This window comes from Pseudomonas sp. 18.1.10, assembly GCF_024655625.1.
GTDB lineage: Bacteria > Pseudomonadota > Gammaproteobacteria > Pseudomonadales > Pseudomonadaceae > Aquipseudomonas.
The window spans coordinates 15,627-35,962 of sequence record NZ_JANLGL010000049.1 but is presented as its reverse complement, the minus strand read 5'-3'; the positions used below and the strand labels follow the sequence as shown (position 1 = coordinate 35,962).

At 54.0% G+C, this 20,336-nt stretch carries 19 protein-coding genes; 18 read left to right on the top strand and 1 reads right to left on the bottom strand.

Annotation, left to right across the window (positions count from 1 at the left end; genetic code table 11):
* Positions 1 to 207 (bottom strand): hypothetical protein (locus tag NUV89_RS11385; protein ID WP_257781370.1); only part of this gene is annotated, 207 nt, incomplete at its 3' end.
* Between NUV89_RS11385 and serC the strand changes: the two genes are divergently transcribed.
* The 18 genes from serC (at position 115) to NUV89_RS11295 (ending at position 20,292) form a co-directional block, all read left to right on the top strand.
* Entirely contained in the window at positions 115 to 1,200 is a 1,086-nt protein-coding gene (serC, locus tag NUV89_RS11380; protein ID WP_257781369.1) for a 3-phosphoserine/phosphohydroxythreonine transaminase, read from the top strand. The genes NUV89_RS11385 and serC overlap by 93 nt on opposite strands.
* A complete protein-coding gene (gene pheA, locus NUV89_RS11375; RefSeq protein WP_003172650.1) occupies positions 1,200 to 2,294 on the top strand; it encodes a prephenate dehydratase in 1,095 nt (364 codons plus the stop codon). Before serC ends, pheA begins: the two co-directional genes overlap by 1 nt.
* 9 nt (positions 2,295 to 2,303) lie before the next feature.
* On the top strand, positions 2,304 to 3,416 hold the full coding sequence (gene hisC / locus NUV89_RS11370; RefSeq protein ID WP_017734473.1) for a histidinol-phosphate transaminase: 1,113 nt from the start codon (positions 2,304 to 2,306) through the stop codon (positions 3,414 to 3,416).
* Positions 3,417 to 3,444: 28 nt separating this feature from the next.
* A complete protein-coding gene (locus NUV89_RS11365; RefSeq protein ID WP_257781368.1) occupies positions 3,445 to 5,655 on the top strand; it encodes a bifunctional prephenate dehydrogenase/3-phosphoshikimate 1-carboxyvinyltransferase in 2,211 nt (736 codons plus the stop codon).
* Positions 5,652 to 6,341: a (d)CMP kinase gene (gene cmk / locus NUV89_RS11360; RefSeq protein ID WP_124528091.1), complete on the top strand. Its 690-nt coding sequence runs from the start codon at positions 5,652 to 5,654 to the stop codon at positions 6,339 to 6,341. Before NUV89_RS11365 ends, cmk begins: the two co-directional genes overlap by 4 nt.
* Positions 6,342 to 6,461: 120 nt before the next feature.
* On the top strand, positions 6,462 to 8,150 hold the full coding sequence (rpsA, locus tag NUV89_RS11355) for a 30S ribosomal protein S1 (protein WP_017734470.1): 1,689 nt from the start codon (positions 6,462 to 6,464) through the stop codon (positions 8,148 to 8,150).
* A 161-nt stretch (positions 8,151 to 8,311) separates the two neighbouring features.
* Positions 8,312 to 8,596 carry a hypothetical protein gene (locus NUV89_RS11350; protein ID WP_257781367.1) on the top strand — a complete coding sequence of 95 codons (285 nt, stop codon included), beginning with the start codon at positions 8,312 to 8,314 and terminating at the stop codon, positions 8,594 to 8,596.
* 132 nt (positions 8,597 to 8,728) lie between these two features.
* Positions 8,729 to 9,025 carry an integration host factor subunit beta gene (gene ihfB / locus NUV89_RS11345; protein ID WP_003189779.1) on the top strand — a complete coding sequence of 99 codons (297 nt, stop codon included), beginning with the start codon at positions 8,729 to 8,731 and terminating at the stop codon, positions 9,023 to 9,025.
* A gap of 21 nt (positions 9,026 to 9,046) precedes the next feature.
* The gene (locus tag NUV89_RS11340) at positions 9,047 to 9,280 is read left to right on the top strand and encodes a lipopolysaccharide assembly protein LapA domain-containing protein (RefSeq protein WP_257781366.1); all 234 of its coding nucleotides are present in this window, start codon (positions 9,047 to 9,049) and stop codon (positions 9,278 to 9,280) included.
* 773 nt (positions 9,281 to 10,053) lie between these two features.
* Positions 10,054 to 11,172 carry an O-antigen ligase gene (locus NUV89_RS11335; protein ID WP_257781365.1) on the top strand — a complete coding sequence of 373 codons (1,119 nt, stop codon included), beginning with the start codon at positions 10,054 to 10,056 and terminating at the stop codon, positions 11,170 to 11,172.
* Between the two features lie 25 nt (positions 11,173 to 11,197).
* The gene (locus tag NUV89_RS11330; RefSeq protein WP_257781364.1) at positions 11,198 to 12,007 is read left to right on the top strand and encodes a glycosyltransferase family 2 protein; all 810 of its coding nucleotides are present in this window, start codon (positions 11,198 to 11,200) and stop codon (positions 12,005 to 12,007) included.
* Positions 12,004 to 13,059: a glycosyltransferase family 4 protein gene (locus tag NUV89_RS11325; RefSeq protein WP_257781363.1), complete on the top strand. Its 1,056-nt coding sequence runs from the start codon at positions 12,004 to 12,006 to the stop codon at positions 13,057 to 13,059. Before NUV89_RS11330 ends, NUV89_RS11325 begins: the two co-directional genes overlap by 4 nt.
* Positions 13,052 to 14,026 (top strand): NAD(P)-dependent oxidoreductase, encoded by a 975-nt coding sequence (locus NUV89_RS11320; protein WP_257781362.1) that lies wholly within the window; start codon positions 13,052 to 13,054, stop codon positions 14,024 to 14,026. The genes NUV89_RS11325 and NUV89_RS11320 overlap by 8 nt, the downstream gene beginning before the upstream one ends.
* A gap of 430 nt (positions 14,027 to 14,456) precedes the next feature.
* Positions 14,457 to 15,956, top strand: coding sequence for an oligosaccharide flippase family protein (locus tag NUV89_RS11315; protein WP_257781361.1), 1,500 nt, complete (start codon positions 14,457 to 14,459; stop codon positions 15,954 to 15,956).
* Between the two features lie 137 nt (positions 15,957 to 16,093).
* Positions 16,094 to 17,194, top strand: coding sequence for a glycosyltransferase family 1 protein (locus NUV89_RS11310; protein WP_257781360.1), 1,101 nt, complete (start codon positions 16,094 to 16,096; stop codon positions 17,192 to 17,194).
* 4 nt (positions 17,195 to 17,198) lie between these two features.
* Positions 17,199 to 18,158: a GDP-mannose 4,6-dehydratase gene (locus NUV89_RS11305; protein WP_257781359.1), complete on the top strand. Its 960-nt coding sequence runs from the start codon at positions 17,199 to 17,201 to the stop codon at positions 18,156 to 18,158.
* Between the two features lie 30 nt (positions 18,159 to 18,188).
* On the top strand, positions 18,189 to 19,313 hold the full coding sequence (gene gmd, locus NUV89_RS11300; RefSeq protein ID WP_257781358.1) for a GDP-mannose 4,6-dehydratase: 1,125 nt from the start codon (positions 18,189 to 18,191) through the stop codon (positions 19,311 to 19,313).
* 1 nt (position 19,314) lies between these two features.
* Entirely contained in the window at positions 19,315 to 20,292 is a 978-nt protein-coding gene (locus NUV89_RS11295; protein WP_257781357.1) for a GDP-L-fucose synthase, read from the top strand.
* The last annotated feature ends 44 nt before the right edge of the window (positions 20,293 to 20,336 follow it).

Sequence of the window (20,336 nt, the reverse complement as noted above, 5' to 3'; positions counted from 1 at the left end):
CTGATACACCGCATTCGCGAGCAAGCCCGCTCCCACACAAGCCCGCTCCCACATTGGATCGGGTGTCGGCTGATATGTTTGCGTGACTACCACCAGATCAGAGTGAGATTGGATGTGAGCAAGAGAGCCTATAACTTCTGTGCCGGTCCCGCGGCGCTTCCTGAAGCAGTCCTGCAGCGTGCGCAGGGTGAACTCCTCGACTGGCATGGCAAAGGCCTCTCTGTGATGGAAATGAGCCATCGCAGTGATGAGTTCGTGTCCATTGCCAACAAGGCCGAGCAGGACCTGCGCGACTTGCTGGACATCCCATCAGACTACAAAGTGCTGTTCCTGCAAGGCGGCGCCAGCCAGCAGTTCGCGCAGATCCCACTGAACCTGCTGCCGGAAGACGGCACTGCCGACTATATCGACACCGGTATCTGGGGGCAGAAGGCCATTGAAGAGGCCTCGCGCTACGGCAACGTCAACGTCGCCGGTACCGCCAAGCCCTACGACTACTTCGCCATTCCGGGTCAGAACGAGTGGAAGCTGTCGAAGGATGCGGCCTACGTGCACTACGTGGCGAACGAAACCATCGGCGGCCTGGAATTCGACTGGGTGCCGGAAGTCGGTGATGTGCCGCTGGTGTGCGACATGTCTTCGGACATCCTCTCGCGCCCGATCGATGTGTCCAAGTACGGCATGATCTACGCCGGCGCGCAGAAGAACATCGGCCCGAGCGGCATCCTGGTCAACATCATCCGTGAAGACCTGCTGGGTCGCGCCCGTTCGCTGTGCCCGACCATGCTCAACTACAAGGTCGCGGCCGATAACGGCTCGATGTACAACACCCCGCCGGCGTTCGCCTGGTACCTGTCCGGCCTGGTGTTCGAGTGGCTGAAGGAGCAGGGCGGTGTCGCCGCCATGGGCAAGCTCAACGAAGAGAAGAAGCGCACCCTGTACGACTTCATCGACGCCAGCGGCCTGTACAGCAACCCGATCAACCTGACCGACCGCTCGTGGATGAACGTACCGTTCCGCCTGGCTGACGACCGCCTGGACAAGCCATTCCTCGCCGGTGCCGATTCGCGCGGCCTGCTGAACCTCAAGGGCCACCGTTCGGTCGGTGGCATGCGCGCCTCCATCTACAACGCTGTCGACATCCACGCGATCAATGCGCTGGTTGCCTACATGGCAGAGTTCGAAAAGGAACACGGCTAATGTCTGAGCAAGAACTCAAGGCCCTGCGCGTACGCATTGATAGCCTGGACGAGAAAGTCCTGGAGCTGATCAGTGAGCGCGCACGATGCGCCCAGGAAGTGGCGCGGGTGAAGATGGCATCCCTGGCGGAAGGCGAAGTGCCGGTGTTCTACCGACCTGAGCGTGAAGCCCAGGTGCTCAAGCGCGTGATGGAGCGCAACAAGGGGCCGTTGGGCAACGAAGAGATGGCGCGGTTGTTCCGCGAAATCATGTCCTCGTGCCTGGCCCTGGAGCAGCCTCTGAAAGTGGCTTACCTCGGCCCCGAAGGCACCTTCACCCAGGCGGCGGCCATGAAGCACTTCGGTCACGCGGTAATCAGCAAGCCAATGGCGGCGATCGACGAAGTGTTCCGTGAAGTGGCAGCCGGTGCGGTGAATTTTGGCGTGGTCCCGGTGGAAAACTCCACCGAGGGCGCGGTCAACCACACCCTGGACAGCTTCCTTGAGCACGACATGGTCATCTGCGGCGAAGTCGAGCTGCGTATCCACCACCACTTGCTGGTGGGTGAAAACACCAAGACCGACAGCATCAGCCGTATCTACTCCCACGCCCAGTCCCTGGCCCAGTGCCGCAAGTGGCTGGATGCGCACTACCCGAATGTCGAGCGCGTGGCGGTATCCAGCAACGCCGAAGCGGCCAAGCGGGTCAAGGGCGAGTGGAACTCGGCCGCCATCGCCGGTGATATGGCTGCGGGCTTGTACGGCCTGACGCGCCTGGCCGAGAAAATCGAGGATCGCCCGGACAACTCCACGCGCTTCCTGATGATCGGCAGCCAGGAAGTGCCGCCGACCGGCGACGACAAGACCTCGATCATCGTCTCCATGAGCAACAAGCCCGGCGCGCTGCATGAGCTGCTGGTGCCGTTCCATGACAACGGGATTGACCTGACGCGCATCGAGACTCGTCCGTCGCGCAGTGGTAAATGGACCTACGTGTTCTTTATCGACTTCATCGGCCATCACCGCGACCCGCTGGTCAAGGGTGTGCTGGAGAAAATCAGTCAGGAAGCAGTGGCACTCAAGGTGCTGGGCTCCTACCCGAAAGCGGTTTTGTGAGGCGTTAACATGAGTGGCAACTTCCTCGCCCTGGCGCAGCCGGGCGTGCAACAACTGTCGCCTTACGTTCCGGGCAAGCCTGTGGACGAGTTGGCGCGTGAGTTGAACCTGGACCCGGCGAAGATCGTCAAGCTGGCCAGTAACGAGAACCCGTTGGGCCCAAGTCCCAAGGTGTTGGCGGCGATTCGTGAAGAGCTGGCCGAGCTGACGCGTTATCCCGATGGCAACGGCTTTGCCCTGAAGTCGCTGCTGGCCGAAAAGTGCCGGGTCGAGCTGAATCAGGTGACGTTGGGCAATGGTTCCAACGACATTCTCGAGCTGGTCGGGCGTGCTTACTTGGCGCCGGGCCTCAACGCGGTGTTCAGCGAACATGCGTTTGCCGTCTACCCGATCGTCACCCAGGCGGTGGGTGCCGATGCGCGGGTGATTCCGGCGAAGGACTGGGGCCACGACCTGCCGGCCATGCTGGCAGCCATCGATGCACAGACCCGCGTGGTGTTTATCGCCAACCCGAACAACCCGACCGGGACCTGGTTCGATGCGCAGGCGTTGAACGATTTCCTACAGGACGTACCGGAACACGTACTCGTCGTTTTGGACGAAGCCTACATCGAGTACGCCGAAGGCAGCGATCTGCCGGATGGTTTGGACTTCCTGGCGGCCTACCCGAACCTGCTGGTATCGCGCACGTTCTCCAAGGCTTATGGCTTGGCTTCGTTGCGGGTCGGCTACGGTTTGTCTACGGCCGTTGTTGCCGATGTGTTGAACCGTGTACGCCAGCCGTTCAACGTCAACAGCCTCGCCCTCGCGGCGGCCTGTGCGGCGGTGAAGGATGCCGAGTACCTGGAAGAAGGGCGCCGCATCAACGAAAGCGGCATGTTGCAACTGCAGGCAGGTTTCCGTGAGTTGGGCCTGGGCTGGATTCCGTCCAAGGGCAACTTCATCTGCGTCGATCTTGGCCAGGTGGCTGCCCCGGTGTTCCAGGGCCTGCTGGCTGAAGGGGTGATCGTGCGTCCGGTGGCCAACTATGGCATGCCGAACCACCTGCGTATCACCATTGGTTTGCCGGCCGAGAACGCCCGCTTCCTCGAGGCGCTGGCCAAGGTTCTGGCTCGTGGTTGATGTCACTGCAATGCAACCTGCTGTGCCTATGATCGGTCGCCTGGTGGTGGTCGGTCTGGGGTTGATCGGCGGCTCCTTCGCCAAAGGCCTGCGTGAAAGCGGGTTGTGTGGCGAAGTGGTCGGTGTGGACCTGGATCCGCAATCGCGCAAGTTGGCGGTTGAACTCGGGGTAGTCGATCGCTGTGAGGCAGACCTGGCGCTTGCCTGCCAGGGCGCGGATGTGATCCAGCTGGCGGTGCCGATCCTGGCCATGGAGAAATTGCTGGCGCTGTTGGCCGGCATGGAGCTGGGCCAGGCGATCCTGACGGACGTCGGCAGTGCCAAGGGCAATGTGGTGCGCGCGGCGCAACTGGCCTTTGGCGGCATGCCTGCGCGCTTTGTGCCGGGCCATCCGATTGCGGGCTCCGAGCAGAGCGGGGTGGAGGCGTCGAATGCGCAGTTGTTCCGTCGCCATAAGGTGATCCTCACGCCGCTGGCGCAAACCGATCCGGCGGCGCTGGCGGTGGTGGATCGACTGTGGCGCGAGCTGGGGGCCGACGTCGAGCATATGCAGGTCGAGCGCCACGATGAAGTGTTGGCCGCGACCAGCCATTTGCCGCATTTGCTGGCATTTGGCCTGGTGGATTCGCTGGCCAAGCGCAACGAGAACCTCGAGATCTTCCGTTACGCGGCGGGTGGCTTCCGTGATTTCACGCGGATTGCCGGCAGTGATCCGGTGATGTGGCACGACATCTTCCTCGCCAACCGCGAAGCGGTGCTACGTACCCTGGACACCTTCCGCAGCGACCTCGACGCCTTGCGCGACGCGGTTGACGCGGGTGATGGGCACCAATTGCTGGGCGTGTTCACCCGTGCGCGGGTGGCGCGGGAGCATTTCAGCAAGATCCTGGCGCGCCGGGCCTACATGGAGACGGCGGTGGATGCCGATGAGCTGACGTTCCTGGCCAATCCGGGCGGCCGCTTGAGCGGGCGTATTCGCGTGCCTGGCGACAAGTCGATCTCCCATCGCTCGATCATGCTGGGGTCGTTGGCCGAGGGTGTGACGGAAGTCGACGGTTTCCTCGAGGGCGAAGATGCTCTGGCGACCTTGCAGGCGTTTCGCGACATGGGCGTGGTGATTGAAGGTCCGCACCATGGGCGCGTAACCATTCACGGCGTCGGCTTGCACGGCTTGAAGGCCGCGCCTGGGCCGATTTACCTGGGGAACTCCGGTACCTCCATGCGGCTGCTGTCCGGGCTGCTGGCCGCGCAAAGCTTCGACAGTGTGCTGACGGGTGATGCATCTCTATCCAAGCGGCCCATGAGCCGTGTGGCCAAGCCGCTGCGGGACATGGGGGCGGTGATCGAGACCGGCCCTGAAGGGCGACCGCCGCTGACTATTCGTGGCGACCAGGCGCTGAAAGGGCTGACGTACGCGTTGCCGATGGCCAGCGCGCAGGTCAAGTCCTGCCTGTTGCTGGCCGGGCTCTACGCCGCAGGCAGGACCTCGGTGACCGAGCCGGCGCCGACCCGTGATCACACCGAGCGCATGTTGCGCGGCTTTGGTTATCCGGTGACGGTTGACGGGGCGACGGCAACGGTCGAGTCCGGGCACGCGCTGACGGCAACCCGTATTGAAGTGCCGGGGGATATTTCCTCGGCGGCGTTTTTCCTGGTGGCCGCGTCGATTGCCGAAGGCTCCGACGTGTTGCTGGAGCATGTTGGCATCAATCCGACACGTACCGGGGTGATCGACATCCTGCGCCTGATGGGGGCGGATATCACCATGGAAAACCCGCGTGAAGTGGGTGGGGAGCCTGTCGCTGACCTGCGTGTGCGCGCGGCGGCGCTGAAGGGTATCGAGATTCCCGAAGCGCTGGTGCCGTTGGCGATCGACGAGTTCCCGGTGCTGTTTGTTGCGGCGGCTTGTGCGGCAGGGCGAACCGTTTTGCGGGGCGCTGAAGAGCTGCGCGTTAAAGAGTCTGACCGCATTCAGGTCATGGCCGATGGTCTGCTGGCGTTGGGGGTCAAGTGTGAACCGACCCCTGATGGGATTATTATCGACGGTGGCCCGATGGGGGGTGGTGAAGTCCATGCTCACGGCGATCATCGGATTGCCATGGCATTCAGCGTTGCTTCCCTGCGGGCGACAGCGCCGATTCGTATCCGTGACTGCGCCAATGTTGCTACATCTTTTCCGAACTTTCTTACACTGTGTGCCCAAGTCGGCATCCGTGTAGCCCAAGAGGCTCAATTGTGAATATTAAAGCACCGGTGATTACCATCGACGGGCCAAGCGGCTCGGGCAAAGGCACGATCGCCGGCATCCTGGCCAAGCGCCTGGGTTGGTGCCTGCTGGATTCCGGCGCGCTGTACCGCCTGCTGGCCTTTGCTGCGCGCAACCATGGCGTAGACCTGACCAACGAAGAATCCTTGAAGCTGTTGGCGGCGCATCTTGATGTGCAGTTCGTCGGGGCGACGGAAGGTCATCCGCAACGTATCATCCTGGAAGGGGATGATGTGACCGACGACCTGCGTAATGAACAGGTCGGTTCCTGGGCTTCCCAGATAGCCGCACTGCCGGCCGTACGTGACGCATTGCTGCAGCGCCAGCGGGCATTTCAGGAGCCGCCGGGCCTGGTGGCTGACGGGCGCGATATGGGAACCGTGGTGTTTCCCGAGGCGCCGCTGAAGGTTTTCCTGACCGCCAGCGCCGAGGAGCGGGCTCGCCGCCGCTACTTGCAGTTGAAGGGCAAAGTCGATGGTGTTAGTCTGTCGAGTCTGCTAGATGAGATCCGTGCACGTGATGAGCGTGATACCCAGCGCGCAGTAGCCCCGCTCAAGCCGGCGGCTGATGCGATACAGCTGGATTCCACGGAGTTGTCCATCGAGCAGGTGCTGGAACGCATCTTGAGCGAAATCGCCATTCGCGATATCGCCGGGTGATCAAGAAGGCCGCAGGGGACCAGTCATAGTCCTGCGGTGGCTTCTTTTAACTGAAACTGACCCACACCGTCTGGGGTGTGGAGATGGGCGTATTCTTCGCCCTTATCAACAGGAATTAAAATGAGCGAAAGCTTTGCGGAACTCTTTGAAGAAAGCCTAAAAACCCTGAACCTTCAGGCAGGCTCCATCATCACCGGTGTTATCGTTGATATCGATTACCAAGCTCGCTGGGTAACCGTTCACGCTGGTCTGAAGTCTGAAGCTCTGATCCCGCTGGAACAGTTCTACAACGATGCTGGTGACCTGACTATCAATGTCGGTGACGAAGTTCACGTTGCTCTGGACTCGGTTGAAGACGGTTTCGGTGAAACCAAGCTGTCCCGTGAAAAAGCCAAGCGCGCTGAATGCTGGATTGTTCTCGAAGCAGCCTTCGCAGCTGAAGAAGTGGTCAAGGGCGTTATCAACGGTAAGGTTAAAGGCGGCTTCACTGTCGACGTTAACGGCATCCGTGCGTTCCTGCCAGGTTCTTTGGTCGACGTTCGTCCAGTGCGCGACACCACGCACCTGGAAGGCAAGGAACTCGAATTCAAGGTCATCAAGCTCGACCAGAAGCGCAACAACGTTGTCGTTTCCCGTCGCAGCGTCCTGGAAGCAGAGAACTCCGCCGAGCGTGAAGCTCTGCTGGAATCCCTGCAGGAAGGCCAACAAGTCAAAGGTATCGTCAAGAACCTCACCGATTACGGCGCATTCGTCGATCTGGGTGGCGTCGATGGCCTGCTGCACATTACCGACATGGCTTGGAAGCGTATCAAGCATCCATCTGAAATCGTCAACGTTGGCGACGAGATCGATGTCAAGGTTCTGAAATACGATCGCGAGCGCAACCGTGTTTCCCTGGGCCTGAAGCAACTGGGTGAAGATCCATGGGTTGCTATCAAAGCTCGTTACCCAGAAAGCACTCGCGTAACCGCGCGTGTTACCAACCTGACCGACTACGGCTGCTTCGCTGAGCTGGAAGAAGGCGTGGAAGGCCTGGTACACGTTTCCGAAATGGACTGGACCAACAAAAACATCCACCCTTCGAAAGTCGTACAAGTCGGCGACGAAGTGGAAGTTATGGTTCTGGACATCGACGAAGAGCGTCGTCGTATCTCCCTGGGCATCAAGCAGTGCAAATCTAACCCATGGGAAGATTTCTCTGGCCAGTTCAACAAGGGCGATAAAATCTCCGGCACCATCAAGTCGATCACCGATTTCGGTATCTTCATTGGTCTGGACGGCGGCATCGACGGCCTGGTTCACCTGTCCGACATCTCCTGGAACGAAGTTGGCGAAGAAGCTGTTCGTCGTTTCAAGAAGGGCGACGAGCTGGACACCGTTATCCTGTCGGTTGACCCAGAGCGCGAGCGCATCTCCCTGGGTATCAAGCAGCTGGAAAGCGACCCGTTCTCTGAATACGTTCAGGACAACGACAAAGGCGCAATCGTTAAGGGCATCGTGAAGGAAGTTGACGCTAAAGGCGCCATCATCACTCTGGCCGACGATATCGAAGCGACTCTGAAAGCCTCCGAAATCAGCCGTGACCGCGTTGAAGACGCGCGCAACGTTCTGAAAGAAGGCCAGGAAGTAGAAGCCAAGATCATCAGCGTTGATCGCAAGAGCCGCGTGATCCAACTCTCCATCAAGTCGAAAGACGAAGTGGAAGAGAAAGAAGCTATGCAGAGCCTGAAATCGGCTCCAGAAGCTGCTGCAACTGGCGAGACCACTATGGCCTCCCTGCTGCGCGAAGCAATGGCCAAGCAGAACTAAGTTCTGTAAAGCTGTAGAAAAAGGGCGACTTCGGTCGCCCTTTTTTGTGCCTGAAATTCGTTGAATCAACAACCACGAACCAAGCGATGTGAGTAGCTGTCAGAACTGGCTATAGTCGTTTGAAAAGCTGTTTCCGTGTTGTGTATTCAGTAAGGGTTGGAATGAACAGGTTTATCGTGGTGTTCGCAATGGCAATGCTTGCAGGCTGCTCCGCCACCAGTGCCAAGACTCATGCCCGGCACGGTGTAAGCGGTATCGAGATCGATTGCTCGGGCCTTGGCTCAGGTTGGGACAAGTGTGAGAAGCGCGCGGCTCGTGAGTGCAAGATGCAGGGCTACAAGGTTGTCACCAGATCCAGCGATGCCAAGGACGAGGAGGGCGACTACCTGTTTGGCTGGAACCCGGCAGGTGCGGTCACTCGGACGATGTTGGTGATCTGCAATTGAGGGTGTGAGCCCTGTTTTGCTGTCGCTGATCTGTCTGCTAGATAAGTTGAAGCATGGGCTGTTCAAATTCGTCAAGTCATGCTAAAACCTTCGAAGCGCTTTTCCTAGCTGCTTGAAAAAGAAGGGAAAAATATGACGAAGTCGGAGTTGATCGAACGAATTGTCACCCATCAAGGGCTGCTTTCATCCAAGGATGTAGAGCTGGCCATCAAGACCATGCTTGAACAAATGTCCCAATGTCTGGCTACCGGCGATCGGATTGAAATCCGTGGGTTTGGGAGCTTCTCGTTGCACTATCGCGCACCTCGGGTTGGGCGTAATCCCAAGACCGGACAATCGGTCAGCCTCGACGGTAAGTTCGTTCCTCACTTCAAGCCGGGCAAGGAGTTGCGAGACCGGGTGAATGAAGAAGAGGAAGAGGGTGTCTGAGAATCTTTGGAGAAAGCTACCATGGGTAGAGTTGGGCGTATTTTCTTGGGAATGATCCTGGTGGTCTTTACCTTGGCAGTCATCGCGTTTGTGCTGGAAAACCAGCAAAGTGTGGCTTTGTCGTTCCTGGGGTGGACAAGCGCCGAACTCCCTGTGGCTGTGTTCGTTGGGCTTGCCTTGATCGTTGGTGTGTTGATCGGCCCTTTTTTGGGGGTGTTAGTACGGCGTCGCGTGGAGACGTCCAAGCGCGCGTGAACGGATGTGGCTTCTCAGCAGATGCGGCGCTTTTATGGGTGTCATCGGCATCTGAAATACCTGAGCTAACAGCAGCGCAAGCGTTGATTGATCGTGAATTCAGTTAACCCGATTCAAGATGATTTGGTGTGGCCGGCTGCCTGTCTGTCGTCAGCTAAACTCGGCGTTAAAGCGTAATTATGAGGTCGGATAATTCCTACGGATGGCTCTGTTTTTTGTAGCGTATTCTTCGCTTCAAGTTATAGAGGAGTTTTGCATGATGCGGAATCTCAAGTTTGTAAGTAATATTTGTACTGCCCGCCAAGCTGGTAATTGTCTCTAAAGTGCTTCATCTGTCGACCTGTCGAGTGAGGCCAATGAATGAAAGCGCGCCGAATTTTTGTATCAATCGTACTCTTCACGTCTCACGTGCTCTGAAGTCGGTAATGGTTTTGATGTCGCTTTGTCACTGTCGCACATCAAGATGTGATGGAACGTTCGGGGTGAGAGGTCTAGGCTTGGCCCGCAAGGTTTCATCAGGTCAGAGTAGGGGGCTACGATCATTGTTTCCTGATTACTCGTTAGCAAATGCACGCCAGGATGAGCAAATAGGAGATTTTGATGGAAAAAAATAGATGGAAGGCCATGCAAAGCGCGATTAGTCCCGAATCTCACTCGAGTGCAGGGAGCATGGCGGCTGCCAATGGCCGGCTCAGGAGGAGGGGGGGGGTTAAGCCCCTCTCGACGCCTAGTGATTTCCGGGCGCCAGTGCTGGTTAGAATTTGTGGCAGATAATGATGAAGTATTTGTGTTATTTGCTTGGCGCCTTAATGGTCTTTCCAGTGAAGATGCTTGAAAGTGGCGGTGTAAACTACAAGTTAGATGAGTTTTTACTTATTTTTGTCGGTGTGGTTTTTTTGTGCGCTCGTCATGCTAGAGCAGCGATGTTTGGTTATGCCTTCTTTGTCCTGCTCTATCTGTTTTACGGAGCGATGCTGGTTTATATCAGTGGGCTCGTCGTTAATTATGAAGTGTTTTTTCGTTTGCTCCAGATCCTGCTGATTATCATTGTCATGTCGATGATGTCTGATGTTGAAAAAACGGCGATGCTTGACGGAATAGCTAATTGGGGGCCGGTGTTTGCATTGTTGATGGTTTGCTACCTGGTTTTCAAGTTGGACTACTCTGCGAGCGTGTTATTGGGAAGTCAGCAGCACTATAAAGACTTTTTTAATGGTAAAGAATCTTTTTTAAGCGTGCATATAAACACTGTGGGTACGGTGTTGCTGTTGTCGATTTATGTGAATGTGTTGAAATATCAAGTGACGGGTAGGGCGATATATTTGGTGCTGTGTATTTTTATGCTGCTTCCGCCTTTTATGCTCTTGTCCAAAGGTGATTTGCTGGCAGTTTCGCTGGCTTTGGTTTTTTTGGGTTTTGCAAGGTTAAGCGCGTCGTACTTGTTTTTCGTGCTTCTGGCGATAGGTGGAGTAATCGCGGCAGTTTTTTGGGACTTTTCCCAATTTGATCCCACGCGAGAAACGCTCTATAGCACTGCATTGAAGGCATTTGTTCAAAACCCATTCGGATACGGCATCGGTACGGAAAGCCAGGTTATTTTTGCTTTATCTGGAATTGATTATCCGGCTCACAATTTTTTACTAAGTGCAGCGTTGGAGACAGGTATATTCGGAGTGCTGTTTTTTGTTTCCTTGGTTTTTTACAGCTGCTGGAGGAATAAAAGTCCCATTGCACGCGCTTTTTTACTAGCATTTGTTGTGGTGGGGTCCTTCGGAAATGTCATGTATTTTTACAAATATCATTTCGTGTTTTTTATGATGATAAATGCTTTTTTCGACAAGACGTATTGTCATTCTGTCCAGCTGCGTAGTCAAAGATTGGCCGCGATCTAAATGAATTAAGGTAGGGTGAGTTAGAATGCCTAGGGCGAAAATTGGGATCGTGGTTGCTACGTATAATAGTGAGCGAACGCTACGTGAGTGTTTGGATTCCATTAAGGATCAGACGTTTAAGGATGTTGATCTATATATTCAGGATGGTGGCAGTACTGATGGTACGCTGCAAATAATAGAAGAGTACGGAATGGCCAGATTCTCCAGTGAGAAGGATTCTGGTGTTTACAATGCGTGGAATAAAGCATTGGCGCAGGTTGACGCTGAATGGATAACTTTCCTTGGGAGTGATGACTATTTTAGTTCGCCTTCTGCACTCTCTTCCATCATTGAACACTTGGACGCTGCTGATGAGCGTGATGTCAAGATTGTTTATGGCAAAAATAATCTTGTTGATCAGTCTGGAGCCTTTATCGACGAGGTGGGCCTGCCCTGGGAGGCAGCAAGTATTGGTTTGAAAAATAAAATGACGATCCGCCACCCGGGTTGTTTCCATCATGCGTCGCTGTTTGAAGCAGGGAATGGATTCGACGAGAGCTATAAGGTAATAGGTGACTATCACTTTATCCTGCGTGCGCTCCGGGCGCGGGACGCCGGCTTTTATCCTTTTTCGGTGGTATCTCACCGAGTAGGCGGACTGAGCAACAAGCCCAGCTTGATGATGTCGATTATTCGAGAGAATTTCAGGCTTCGGAAAGAGTTGGCGCTATCTCCAGTGTATTTGGTTGACTCAATTTTTATCAAGCGATTGGTGCTTTTCTTGCTGAGCGCTGTATTGGGTGATCGTGGTGTTATGAAGTTGCTGTCGGTTTATGGTGGGCTCGTGAAGAAATGAAAATCTGCTATGTGGTTCCAGCTATTGTCAATAAAGCTCCCATTTTAGTGGTTATGCAGCTGTGTGAACAAATGGTGCGTAGGGGGCACGAGGTTACCGTGCTTTATTTTGATGAGCGTGTAGAAATCGAACTGCTGGAAGGCGTTAGGTTTGAGCGTGTTGGTTTCTATAAGTCATTTGATTTTTCCACCTATGATGTTGTTCACTCTCATTTGTTGAGGGCTGATGCGTTTGTATTTAGGAATAAGTCATTTTTTACAAAGGTTCGTTATGTAAGTACCTTGCATAATTATGTCGAGAGAGAGTTGTATTTTCATTACAATAGGTTTATTTCATTCGTATTTAGCTTTGTCTGGAATGTGTGCTGGTTGAGGCACGACCGGCTCGTTGTGTTGAGTGATGATGCGGTAAAATATTATTCAGGGTTTTCTTATAATAAGAAGCTCACAAGGGTTTATAATGGTCGAGACATTGTTGTTGATTATAGTTTGGTCGAGGACTGGTGTGCCGTTGAAATAAATAAGTTAAAAGGGCGTGTCGATTATTTGTTAGGGACCTACTGTGTGCTCACCGCCACAAAAGGCATTGATCAATTGGTAAGGTTGTTGAGTGTCAATGCTCGGCTGGGGTTGGTAGTCATTGGTGATGGCCCAGCGAAGCAGTCATTGCAAGAACTGAGTGTGTCGTTGGGTGTCGATAGTCGGTGTGTATTTCTTCCCTCGGTTCCTTATGCGCATCAGTGTAATGTTTTTTTTGATATGTTTGCCATGCCCTCCCGTTCGGAGGGGTTCGGTTTGGCTCTGATTGAGGCGGCTCTGCACTCGAAAAAAATAGTGTGCTCCGATATTCCTATATTCAGGGAGCTTTTCAGTGAAGAGGCCGTTTGTTTTTTTAAACTTGATGATGTCGCGAGCCTGGATGCTGCAGTGATGAAAGGCTTGTCTGACGAATCCAAAGGGCCTGCGGTGTTGAACGTTGCTCGTGAGAGGTACAGCTCTGTTGCGATGGCAACCAACTATCTTAAGGTCTATGAGGAGTTGATGCGTGACTAACTTTAGGGTTTTGGTTACCGGTGGGTCGGGCTTCATCGGGACTAATTTGGTGGGCCGGCTGAAGGGGCTCGGGTGTGATGTCTTAAGCCTGGATGTGGCTGCACCCAGGAATCACGATAACCTTGATGTCCACCGTTATTGTGATATTTGCGATGTGGATCTGCTGGCTGAGGCGTTTGAGTTGTTCAGGCCTGACTACGTTTTTCACCTTGCGGCGCGCACGGATCTTCGTGGCAAGAGTTTCGACGATTATCGGGAAAATATTGCGGGCGTGGACAATTTGTGCGCGGTCCTTTCATCGGCCGACTACGTTAAACATGCTATTTTTGCGTCCAGTATGTTGGTTTGTAGGGCTGGCCACATACCCTCTTCGATAGAGGATGTTTCCCCTACTACTGTTTACGGGAAAAGCAAGGTGGAGGGGGAGCGTATCGTCCGGCAGTGGATGGCGAGGATGCCAAGGTGCTCTATTGTGCGTCCCACGTCTATTTGGGGGGCCTGGTTTGGAGAGCCCTATCGAAACTTTTTCGATATGGTGCTCGCCGGTCGTTATATTAGAATTGGTCGGGCGTCGAGCACGAAGACCTACGGTTATGTAGAAAACTGCGTAAATCAGATTATTTCGATTGCCCAGCGTCCTGATGACAGTGTTGAATATTATTATATTGGCGATGCCATTCCGTTGAATGTTGACGATTGGAGTTTGAGTATCGCGTCGCTTGCAGGCCGTCGGCAGCCGATAAAGGCGCCAATGTTTTTTTTCTATTGTTTGGCATGGGTGGGTGATCTCTGCAATTTTGCGGGCTTAAAATTTCCATTCAGTAGTTTTCGGCTGAAAAACATGACAACTCATAACGTGGTGAATTGCGCTCCGGCAGAGAAATCGAACGCCTACCCCGTGGTAGGTCTGCAGGAGGGCATTGAAAAAACACTGTCATGGCTCAAGGCATCATCGACAAAGTCGTAATCCACACATTGGCGTCTCTGGAGTCGTACCTGTTGCTTCATCGCAGTGGGTTCAAGTGCGTCAGCTGCTACCTTGGCGTGGCTTGGTGCGCTCCAGGGGCTGCGTCAGATAGGATTTTTCCTGTAAAATCAAGGATCTGTGCTCGGCTGCAGACTTTTCAGTGTTCCAGCGTCATGCTAAGGTTCTCGCTGTTGCCAAGCTTTTTGTGCGGTGCGTGTAAGTGCCGTGCACTTCCCGGGGCATCCAATGAAGGCGCTATTTTCATCCGCGTTGTCAGGCGCGGCTTTCATTAGGTCGGGAAGTGGGTTGGTGTGCAGGGTGCGCATATTTTCAAAGAGTCTGGATTGCGACGGAATATAATCGAAGATGTTTTTAACGCTCGTTGAATGTTCCGAAAATACCCGTGTTATGAGGCAAAGGGCTGTGACGCATGAATAGCGCGCTTAAAAACGTAGCGGCGAACTTCTTGGGGCAGGGGTGGGCGGCCTTGATGGGGATCTGTTTCGTCCCCCTGTATCTTAAGTTTATTGGTGTTGAAGGTTACGGTTTAGTTGGTTTTTTTGTAATTCTTTCTGCCGCCATGACAATGCTTGACGGAGGCTTTGGGGCTGTGGCGACCAAAGAAGCCTCGGTTTATGAGGCCGCGTCGCCAATTGACAAACTAAAGGTTGTTTTGCTGTTAAGAAGTGTCGAGTGGATATTCTGGTGCGTTGCGCTGACGGCGGGCACGATCGTTATATTTTTGGCTCCCGTGATTTCTTATTACTGGCTTGATGTGACACCCAGTAAGCTGGATTCGGTAACTCAGTCACTAAGAGTAATGGGCGTGGCGCTGGTTCTTCAGTTCCCTATCGCGTTTTATTACGGCGCCCTGACCGGTCTTCAAAAGCAAGTTGAGTTGAATATTGCAACCTCTGTTTTTGCAACGCTCCGCTCGGTGGGCGCTGTGTTGGTGTTATGGCTCGTTTCGCCGACGGTTGAATGGTTTTTTATATGGCAGTGCGTAATAAATGTTCTGACTGTTTTTATTTTGCGTATTCAGTTGGTCCGGGAGTTGGGCGGCTGGAAGAAGTCGCCGTCATTTTCGGTTGAAGCGCTTCGCCGCCTCCGTGGTTTTGCAATTGGTGTTGGCGTGACGAATGCCCTCACGTTTTTATTGATGCAGGCCGATAAAATCGTGTTGTCAAAGACGCTGTCATTGACGGATTTTGGTTATTATATGCTGGCTTGGACATTGGGTACGATAGCGTTCAGGCTTATATCGCCCGTGTTTAATGCCTATTACCCTAGAATTGTCGCAGCCGTAGCATCCGAAAATACCCAAGAGGCCTTCCGCTCTTATATCAGGGCCAGTCAGATATTGTCGATGTTGGTCATTCCATTTTCCGTATGGATTGCATTGTATAGCCATCCGCTGCTTTTGTTGTGGACGAGAGACTCGAATATCGCCGCAGCGGCGAGTGGTCCTCTTGTGATATTAGTAATTGGCACCATGCTTCATTCGTTTATGCACATGCCTTATGCATTGCAATTGGCCCATGGTTGGACCCGATTTAGTGTTTGGCAAAATTTCATTGCCGCAATCCTCGTGGTGCCAGTTACCTATTACCTGGCAAGTACCTACGGCCTGACGGGGAGTGCCTGGCCTTGGCTGTTGCTGAATATAGGATTTGTTGTTTTGTGCCCACCGATTGTATTTAGAAAGCTGAATATCAAGCCCGCAAAGGTCTGGTATATCGAGGCGATCGTTATTCCGCTGGTCATTTCACTTTCTACGTTGTGGTTTTTCAAAGCGGTCTATGATGTTTTAAGTGTGGGTAACCTCGTGGTGATGTTCTTGTCGCTAGGGGTGAGCTATTTTCTCGTGGCGCTCCGGTTGTTCGTTTTTCGTTTTGATCTCCGGAGGGTTCAGTGGAGAAATGCACTGTAATATACCAATGAGACCTCTGAGGCTGGCGCAGTCTTGGCACCATTTATTCAAGTTGCCAGTGGCGTTGGGTGTGATGCGGTACTGGCTCAATTTTTTGATCGGTTGGGACTTAACCTTCTCTCGAGTAAAAAAATAATATGCGCGTTGCTTTCGATTACCAAATATTCGCCCTGCAAAATTACGGTGGCATTTCTCGTTATTTTTGCCGCATCGCCGAGCAGATGGCCCAGGCGGGGACCGATGTCGGTATTTTCTCGCCTTTCTACCGCAATGCGTACTTGAATGAGCTGCCTGAAGGAATCGTTCATGGACGCTGGATAGAAAAGTATCCGCGCTATACCGCGAGGCTCATGCTTGCCTACAACCGTCTTCAAGGGCGAGTGGCGATGAGTCGTTGGCGGCCTCAGGTGGTGCACGAAACCTATTACGCCCGTTCCGGTACAGCCCCCAAGGGGTGTCCAACGGTCCTGACGGTCTACGATATGATTCATGAGCTGTACCCAGAAAGTTTCTCTTCCGAGGACAAGACATCCCTGCTCAAGCGCCGCGCGGTAGAGCGTGCAGACCATGTTATTTGCATTTCGGAGAGCACGCGGCAAGACCTCATGAGGCTGTTCGCTGTCCCCGAAAGCAAGTTGTCGGTTGTTCATTTGGGCTTTGAGCAATTCAAACCGGTCACCCAAAAAAAACCGAGCCAGTTGCCCAGACCCTATCTGTTGTATGTAGGGGCACGCTTTGCCTACAAGAACTTTGCCGGGTTGCTTCGCGCGGTGGCCAGCTCAACACGGTTGAAGTCAGACTTTGACATTGTCGCGTTTGGCGGCGGCGCTTTTTCCGAAAGCGAACAGGAGTTGGTACAGCGTCTTGGTTTTGCTCCCGGGCAGGTGCGGCAGATGGGGGGGGACGATGCTTTACTGGGTGAGCTCTATGAGGGCGCCAAAGCCTTTGTCTATCCCTCTATCTATGAGGGCTTCGGACTTCCTCCACTGGAGGCGATGGCACATTCCTGCCCTGTAATCAGTAGTGGCACCAGTTCAATGCCTGAAATCATCGGCACCGCAGGTGTTTTTTTCGATCCCGTTAATGATGATGAAATGGCTGGAGCGATAGAAAGAGTGGTTTACTCTGACAGCGAAATTGCCAGATTGGTCGGGCTCGGGCATGAGCGCTTAAACCAATTCTCCTGGCAGCGCTGTAGCCAAGAAACACTATCGATCTACAATTCATTGCAAAGGTAATACTTTGGACTATTCAGAAAAAACCGCCCTGATTTGCGGTGTGAGTGGCCAGGATGGTGCTTATCTCGCAAAGCTGTTGCTGAGTAAGGGCTATACCGTTTGGGGGACATCCCGGGATGCGCAGGGCTCTTCATTCGCCAATTTGAAGCGACTGGACGTTTTCCCCAAGGTGAAGTTGCTGTCGATGGTGCCCGAGGATTTTCGCAGTGTGTTCATGGCGCTCAAACGTAGCCAGCCTGATGAAGTCTATTTTCTTGCCGGGCAGTCGTCAGTCGGACTGTCGTTCGAGCAGCCAGCTGAAACAATTCAAAGTATTTCCTTGGGAACCCTGAACATGCTTGAGGCATGTCGGATGACTGAACGCCCGATTCGCTTCTATCAAGCAGGTTCCAGCGAATGTTTTGGTGATACCAAGGGCGAGCCCGCCATCGAGAGTACCGCGTTTCACCCTCGTAGCCCTTATGCCGTGGCCAAGTCCTCGGCGTTCTGGCTGGTCGATAACTATCGCGAGGCTTATAATCTTTTTGCGTGCACCGGCATCTTGTTTAATCACGAATCGCCATTACGCCCCTCCAGATTTGTAACACAAAAAATCGTGACTACAGCCAAACGAATTGCAGCAGGCTCCACAGAGCGGTTGACGCTTGGGCGTCTGGATATCGCACGCGATTGGGGGGCTGCCCCGGAATACGTTGATGCAATGTGGAGGATGCTTCAGTGTGAGGAACCCAGTGATTTCGTGATCGCAACGGGGCAAACCCACACGTTGGAAACCTTTGTTGCTGAAGCATTCACGCAATTGGGCCTCGACTGGCAAGCTCATGTCGATCAATCGACAGAGTTCTTCCGACCCACTGATCTGCTTATCAGTCGAGCTTGTCCGGCAAAGGCGGAACAGGTTCTTGGGTGGAAAGCCCAATCGACAATGCCTGATGTCATTACCAGCATGCTAAATGCGATTTAACAGTCACTCTAAGAATTTTAGGACCTAAACATGACCCTGAAAAAAGCGCTCATTACCGGGATCACCGGCCAGGACGGCTCTTATTTGGCCGAACTGCTGTTGGAAAAGGGCTACGAAGTTCACGGCATCAAACGACGTGCGTCTTCGTTTAATACGCAACGTGTGGATCACATCTATCAGGATCCGCATGTAGACAATCAACGGTTCATCTTGCACTACGGCGACCTTACCGACTCGTCGAACCTGACCCGCATCATTCAGGAAGTTCAGCCTGACGAGGTCTACAACCTCGGTGCGCAGTCTCACGTAGCCGTAAGCTTTGAATCCCCGGAATACACAGCTGACGTCGATGCGATGGGCACCCTGCGAATTCTTGAGGCCATCCGCCTGCTCGGGCTGGAGAAAAAGACCCGTTTCTACCAAGCCTCCACTTCTGAACTGTACGGCTTGGTACAGGAAACACCGCAGAAAGAAACCACGCCGTTCTATCCGCGCTCGCCCTACGCTGTTGCAAAACTCTACGCATACTGGATTGTCGTCAACTACCGCGAAGCGTATGGCATGCATGCCTGTAACGGGATCCTCTTCAACCACGAGTCGCCGCGCCGAGGCGAGACGTTTGTGACCCGCAAAATCACCCGCGGCCTGGCAAATATTGCCCAGGGACTTGAGCAGTGCCTCTACATGGGCAACATGGATGCGCTACGGGATTGGGGGCATGCCAAAGACTACGTCCGTATGCAGTGGATGATGTTGCAACAAGATGTTGCTGAAGACTTTGTCATTGCAACGGGCGTCCAGTATTCGGTGCGTGAGTTCATTTGCTGGTCTGCGGCTGAGCTTGGCCTGACCTTGCGCTTCGAAGGCACGGGTGTAGACGAGCGCGGCATTATCGAGTCCATTGTTGGCGATAAGGCACCGGCGCTCAAAGTTGGCGATACGCTGGTGCGTATTGACCCACGCTACTTCCGCCCGGCCGAAGTTGAAACACTGCTCGGCGATCCTACCAAGGCCAAGACAAAGTTAGGCTGGGTACCGGAAATCACTGCCCAGGAGATGTGCGCTGAAATGGTTCGCGAAGACTTGAAAGTCGCCCAACGTCACGCATTGTTGAAGAACCACGGTTACGATTTGCCGGTGTCGCTGGAGAACTAACATGTCACGTCAATTGAGCGAATGTGTTTTTGTTGCTGGCCACAAGGGGATGGTAGGTTCGGCCATCGTCCGGCGCCTGCGAACGTTGGGTTATACCAATATTGTGACCCGCGACAGGGCTCAATTGAATTTGCTGGATCAGCGCGCGGTGGCGGATTTCTTTGCCGAGAACAAGATCGAGCAAGTCTATATGGCCGCGGCGAAGGTGGGCGGCATTCATGCGAACAACACCTACCCGGCCGAGTTCATCTACGAAAACCTGACGATGCAGGCGAATATTGTCCAGGCGGCGCACCAGCATGACGTGCAGAAAATGTTGTTTCTCGGTTCCTCATGCATTTACCCCCGCAACGTTGCGCAGCCAATGCCTGAAGAGGCGCTGCTGACAGGGGTGCTTGAGCCTACCAACGAACCTTATGCGATTGCGAAGATCGCCGGGATCAAGCTGTGCGAGAGTTACAACCGTCAATATGGGCGTGATTATCGCAGTGCCATGCCCACCAATCTGTATGGTCCGAACGATAACTTCCACCCGCAAAACTCTCACGTGATACCGGCTCTTCTGCGTCGGTTCCACGATGCTGTCGAGCAGGGCGTTGAAGAGGTCGTGATTTGGGGCAGCGGTTCGCCAAAGCGCGAGTTCCTGCATGTTGATGACATGGCCAGCGCATCGGTTCATATCATGGAGCTGGATCCAGAGCAGTATGGCGCCTACACCCAACCGATGCTCTCTCACATCAACGTGGGTACAGGGCAGGACTGCAGTATTCGAGAGTTGGCCGAAACCATCGCCAAGGTCACCGGATTCAAGGGACGCCTGAGCTTTGATGCCACCAAGCCGGACGGCCCGCCAAGAAAGCTGATGGATGTTTCGCGTCTTGGACAGCTGGGGTGGCGCGCCACTGTAAGCCTCGAAGACGGCTTGCGAGACGCTTACGCCTGGTTCTCCGAGAACGCCTTGCACGCTCGTTCACGCTAGGCTGAAACTGACCGTGGAGGTCTTTTCAGGGCTCGGTTCAACCA